Origin of the sequence: Amycolatopsis kentuckyensis (assembly GCF_002155975.1) — a bacterium.
Taxonomy (GTDB): Bacteria; Actinomycetota; Actinomycetes; order Mycobacteriales; family Pseudonocardiaceae; genus Amycolatopsis; species Amycolatopsis kentuckyensis.
On the sequence record NZ_MUMI01000695.1, the window covers coordinates 1 to 4,595 of the forward strand.

Consider the following 4,595-nt stretch of genomic DNA (forward strand, 5'->3'; position numbering starts at 1 on the left):
CGCCATCGGCGTGCACGCCGGCGCCGCCCGGCTCAGCCTGCCCGAGGGCGCCGGACCGGTGCGGAAGTCGCTCGGCGCGGTCGAGTCGGCGAGCCGCTCGGCGATGGCCGACCTGCGCCGGCTGCTCGACCTCCTGCACGCGGAGACCAACGCCGAACAGCCCGGTCTCGACAACCTCGACGAGCTGGTCGAGACCGTCCGCGCGGCCGGCCTGCCCACCCGGCTGACCCTGCGCGGCGAGCCCCGCGAGCTGCCGGGCTCGCTCGACATCGCGCTCTACCGGATCGCCCAGGAAGCCCTGACCAACGCCCTGCGCCACGGCCAGGGCCCGGTCGAGGTCGAGCTGAACCACGGCCGCACCGAGGTCGTGCTCACGGTGACGAACGGGCTCCGCGCCGGCCGAGCCGAAGAAAAGGAGCACGCGCACCGCGGCCTGGCGGGGATCCGCCAGCGCGTCACCCTGTTCGGCGGCCAGGTCTCCTACGGCGAGACCGGCGGCCTCTGGCAGCTGCGCACGACCTTCCCGGTGGAGAGCACATGATCAGCGTCCTGCTGGCCGACGACCACGCGATGTTCCGTTCCGGGATGCGCGCGCTCCTCGACACCCAGCCCGACTTCACCTGCGTCGGCGAGGCATCCGACGGCCGCGAGGCGGTCGCCGAGACCGCCCGCCTCCGCCCGGACGTCGCGGTCCTCGACGTCCGCATGCCCCGCCTCGACGGCCTCGCCGCGACGGAGGCGATCCTGGCGGCGCCGGGCAACGACACCCGCGTCCTCGTGCTGACCACCTACGACGCCGACGAGTACGTCTACCGCGCACTGCGCGCGGGAGCGAGCGGGTTCTTGCTGAAGAGCATGGCGCCGGAGGAGCTGGTCGCGGCCATGCGCGTGGCGGCCCGGGGGGACGCGCTGATCGACCCCTCGGTGACGCGTCGGCTGGTGGCGAAGTTCGCGACGGTCCTCGAGCCCGCGGCCGCCGAACCCCCGGAGCTGGCCCGGCTGACCTCCCGGGAGCGCGAAGTGCTGCTGTTGCTCGCCGGCGCCTGCAGCAACGCCGAGATCGCGCGCAAGTTGCACGTCGGCGAGGAGACGGTCAAGACGCACGTCTCGCGCGTGCTGAGCAAGCTCGGGCTGCCCGACCGCGTGCACGCGGTGGTCTACGCGTACCGCCACAAACTCGTGCCGGACGAGCGGCCCGCCTAAGCTGGGCGGATGAAGCGATGGATCACCCTCGCGGCCGGAGTGGTGCTCGTGCTGGTCGGCGCCGTCTGGGTGCTGCAGGGCATCGGGGTCATCACCGGCAGCTTCATGACCGGGCAGAAGCTGTGGTTCCTGATCGGCCTGGCCGCGTTCCTGGTCGGCGTGGTCCTGATCGCGGCCAACTTCACGCGGCGGAGGTCGAGGTCGTGAAGGCCGGGTAGCTCGGCGGAATCCCGCGCGGCTGCCGGCCGCGGACCGGCTCGCGCACCCACGAACGCCTCGGCACCGAGCTCGCCGCGCCCTTGCCGCCGCGCCCTCGCCGCGGCCAACTTCCGGGCGTTGCAACACACTTCGTGGGTCAGGTAGCTCGGCGCGACCCCGCGCAGCTCCTCGCCGCAGCCAACCCCGCGCCGCCCCGCGGAAACCTACTTCGTGAAGATCTCGAAGATCGGGTAGCCCGGGGCGATCTCGCGCAGCTTCTCGTCCGAGGCCTTGGCGTCGACGCCGTCGAAGAACACGCCGACCTCGAACTTCCAGCGCTTGAGGTAGGCGCGGAGGATGCCCGGCTTCTCGTCGTGGGCCAGCTCGCGGAAGGTGAACGTCTCGACGCGGCGCCCGACGCGCAGCGTGCCCTGGCCGGCCGCCCGCAGGTTGCGCACCCACTGCGTCTCGCCGCGCGGGGCGACCAGGTACCGGACGCCGTCGACGGTCAGCAGGTTGACCGGCACCGAGCGCGGCTCCCCGCTCTTGCGGCCGACGACCGTCAGCACCCGGCTGCCCCAGACGCTCACGCCCAGGTTCGTCAGCTTCGCGACCACCTCGTTGAAGACGTTGGTGGACTTGCCGGGCTTGATGTAGCGGGTGTCGGTCATGGTGTCCTCCGAAGCTTTGGGAGAGCAGTGCTCTCGGTTAAGAGCAGTGAACACGAGAGCGCTGCACTCTGTCAAGAGCACTGCTCTCGGTTTTGTGCACTGCTCTCGTCGTGGCACACTGATCACATGACCGCCACCCGCACCGCACGTGAACGTGCCCGCGCCGAACTGGCCCAGGAGATCAAGGACGAGGCCCGCCGCCAGCTCGGCGAGGTCGGCGCGCAGGGGCTGTCACTGCGCGCGGTGGCCCGGGAGCTGGGCATGGTGTCGTCCGCGATCTACCGGTACTACCCGAGCCGCGACCGGCTGCTGACCGACCTGATCGTCGACGCCTACAACGCCATCGGCGAAGCGGCAGAAACCGCCGACCCGGGCACCGGCGACCTCCGCGAACGCTGGCTGGCGATCTGGCAGGGCACCCGCGACTGGGCCCGCGCGCACCCCCACGAGTACGCACTGATCTACGGCTCGCCGATCCCCGGGTACGCGGCGCCGCAGGACACCGTCGTGCCGGCCTCCCGCGTCGCGCTCGCCCTGGTCAAGGTCCTCACGCACACCGAGCTGCGGGCGGTCGACGGCGAGGTCCCGCCCGAGCTGCGCGCCCAGGCCGAGTCGCTCACGAAGGTTCTCGGGATCATCGCCGGCCCCGAAACCGTCGCCCGGCTGCTGATGGCGTGGACGCAGCTGTTCGGCGCGATCAGCTTCGACCTGTTCGGCCAGTACGTCGGCAGCGTCGACCCGGCCGACGCGTTCTTCGCCCACTCGGCGAAGCGGATGGCGGAGTTCGTCGGCCTCTAGGCTGGGGCGAGAGTCCAACGGCGGAAGGCGGCACGACGTGACGGGGTGGGCCGGGAAGGTCGGCAGGATCCGGGTGATCGGCACCGGGGTGATGGGCCGCGGGATCGTCCAGCTGGCCGCGACCGCGGGGGTGACCGTCGAGCTGGCCGACGTCCGCCGCGAGGCCGTCGCCGAGGCGATCGAGTACGTCGGCGGCATGCTGGACAAGCTCGCCGCCAAGGGCAAGCTGAGCGAGGACGCCCAGGCCGTCAAGGGCCGGCTGGTCGCCGTGGACGCGCCCGACGCGCCCGCGGACAGCGTCGACCTCGTGGTCGAAGCCGTCCGCGAGGACCTCCGGACCAAGCGCGCCCTGTTCGCGGACCTCGAACGGGTCTGTCCACAAGAGACGATCTTCGCGACCAACACGAGTTCGCTGTCGGTCACCGAAATCGCCGCCGAGCTGGCCGACCCCGGCCGGCTCGTCGGCCTGCACTTCTTCAACCCGGTGCCGCTGATGCGGCTGGTCGAGGTCGTCCCCGGCGCGCGCACGCACGGCTGGCTGCCGGGCGAAGCCCTCGAACTGGTCAAGAGCTGGGGCCACGAGCCGGTGCTCGCGAAGGACGCGCCGGGCTTCCTGGTCAACCACGCCGGCCGTGGCCTGAACACCGAAGCGCTGCAGATCCTCGCCGAGGCGCTGGCCGAGCCCGCCGACGTCGACCGCATCGCCCGGGACGTCCTCGGCCTGAAGCTCGGCCCGTTCGAGCTGCTCGACCTCACCGGTCTCGACGTCTCGCACGCCGTCCTCGAAAGCATCTGGAGCGGCTTCCACGGCGACCCGCGGCTGCGGCCGTCGTGGCTGACCCGGCCGCGCGTCGCCGCCGGGTTGTTCGGGCGGAAGAACGGCGAAGGCTTCTACTCCTACACCGACGGCAAGCAGCAGGTCGCCGACGAGCCGGCCGCTCCCCCGAAGCCGGCCAGCCCGGTGTTCGCCGCGGACGAGCACCTCGCCCGTGCGCTGTCGTCCGCGGGCGTGCAGGTGGTGTCCGACGCCTACCCGGACGCGATCCTGCTCGTCCCGCTCTACGGAGAATCCACAGTGGACGCCGCGACCCGGGCCGGCCTGCCGCTCGACCGCGTCGCCGGTGTCGATCCGCTGGGCGGTTACGAACGCCGGCTGACCATGTCCGTCCACCCGGGACTCGACCCGGCGGCGGGCCGCGCCGCCTGGGGCGCGCTGGCCGCGACCGGCCACCCCGTGACGGTCGTCCGCGACGGGCCCGCCCCGATCGCGCAGCGCCTGCTGGCGTCGATCGTCAACACCGCCTGTTTCATCGCGGGCCAGCAGCTGGCCAGCCCGCCGGACATCGACACGGCGGTCCGCCTCGGCCTCGGCTACCCGCGCGGCCCGCTGGCGTGGGGTGACCTCGTCGGCGGCGACGTGGTGCTGCGCATCCTGCGCGGCCTCACCGCGGCCACCGGCGACCCCCGCTACCGGCCGAGCCCGTGGCTCACCGAGCGCGTCGCCCTCGGCCTGCCGCTGACGGCGGCCGGGACGACCCCGGCGGACCTGCGGACGTCCGGATAGGACTCAGCGGACGACCTGGACTTCGTCGCCCTTCTCCAGGGCGGTGAAGAACTTCAGCGACGCCGCGTTCGAGAGGTGCACGCAGCCGGCCGAGTACCTGCTGAGGCTGCCCTCGTGGAACGCGATGCCGCCGGGGGCGAAGAACACCGAGTTCGGCATCG

The 4,595-nt window shown here is 72.4% G+C and carries 7 protein-coding genes; 5 read left to right on the forward strand and 2 right to left on the reverse strand.

All coding sequences use genetic code 11. The features are described 5' to 3' along the window. The 3 genes from CCN39_RS45785 to CCN39_RS45795 all read left to right on the forward strand — a co-directional run. The coding region (locus tag CCN39_RS45785) for a sensor histidine kinase (RefSeq protein WP_341867732.1) at positions 1 to 541 on the forward strand (541 nt) is incomplete at its 5' end. Next, positions 538 to 1,203 carry a response regulator gene (locus tag CCN39_RS45790; protein WP_086853224.1) on the forward strand — a complete coding sequence of 222 codons (666 nt, stop codon included), beginning with the start codon at positions 538 to 540 and terminating at the stop codon, positions 1,201 to 1,203. The genes CCN39_RS45785 and CCN39_RS45790, both read left to right, overlap by 4 nt. A 9-nt stretch (positions 1,204 to 1,212) precedes the next feature. Beyond that, the gene (locus CCN39_RS45795; RefSeq protein ID WP_086853226.1) at positions 1,213 to 1,410 is read left to right on the forward strand and encodes a hypothetical protein; all 198 of its coding nucleotides are present in this window, start codon (positions 1,213 to 1,215) and stop codon (positions 1,408 to 1,410) included. Positions 1,411 to 1,625: 215 nt separating this feature from the next. On the opposite strand, the gene CCN39_RS45800 is transcribed toward CCN39_RS45795, so the two are convergent. Continuing rightward, entirely contained in the window at positions 1,626 to 2,072 is a 447-nt protein-coding gene (locus CCN39_RS45800; RefSeq protein WP_086853228.1) for a nitroreductase family deazaflavin-dependent oxidoreductase, read from the reverse strand. A 126-nt stretch (positions 2,073 to 2,198) separates the two neighbouring features. Between CCN39_RS45800 and CCN39_RS45805 the strand changes: the two genes are divergently transcribed. Together CCN39_RS45805 and CCN39_RS45810 are read left to right on the forward strand one after the other, a co-directional pair. After that, a complete protein-coding gene (locus CCN39_RS45805; protein WP_086853230.1) occupies positions 2,199 to 2,870 on the forward strand; it encodes a TetR/AcrR family transcriptional regulator in 672 nt (223 codons plus the stop codon). A gap of 37 nt (positions 2,871 to 2,907) precedes the next feature. Further along, positions 2,908 to 4,434: a 3-hydroxyacyl-CoA dehydrogenase gene (locus CCN39_RS45810; protein WP_086853232.1), complete on the forward strand. Its 1,527-nt coding sequence runs from the start codon at positions 2,908 to 2,910 to the stop codon at positions 4,432 to 4,434. A gap of 3 nt (positions 4,435 to 4,437) precedes the next feature. Here CCN39_RS45810 and CCN39_RS45815 read toward each other — a convergent pair whose 3' ends face one another. Then, the gene (locus CCN39_RS45815; protein WP_143264423.1) at positions 4,438 to 4,593 is read right to left on the reverse strand and encodes a L,D-transpeptidase; all 156 of its coding nucleotides are present in this window, start codon (positions 4,591 to 4,593) and stop codon (positions 4,438 to 4,440) included. Positions 4,594 to 4,595: the final 2 nt, after the last annotated feature.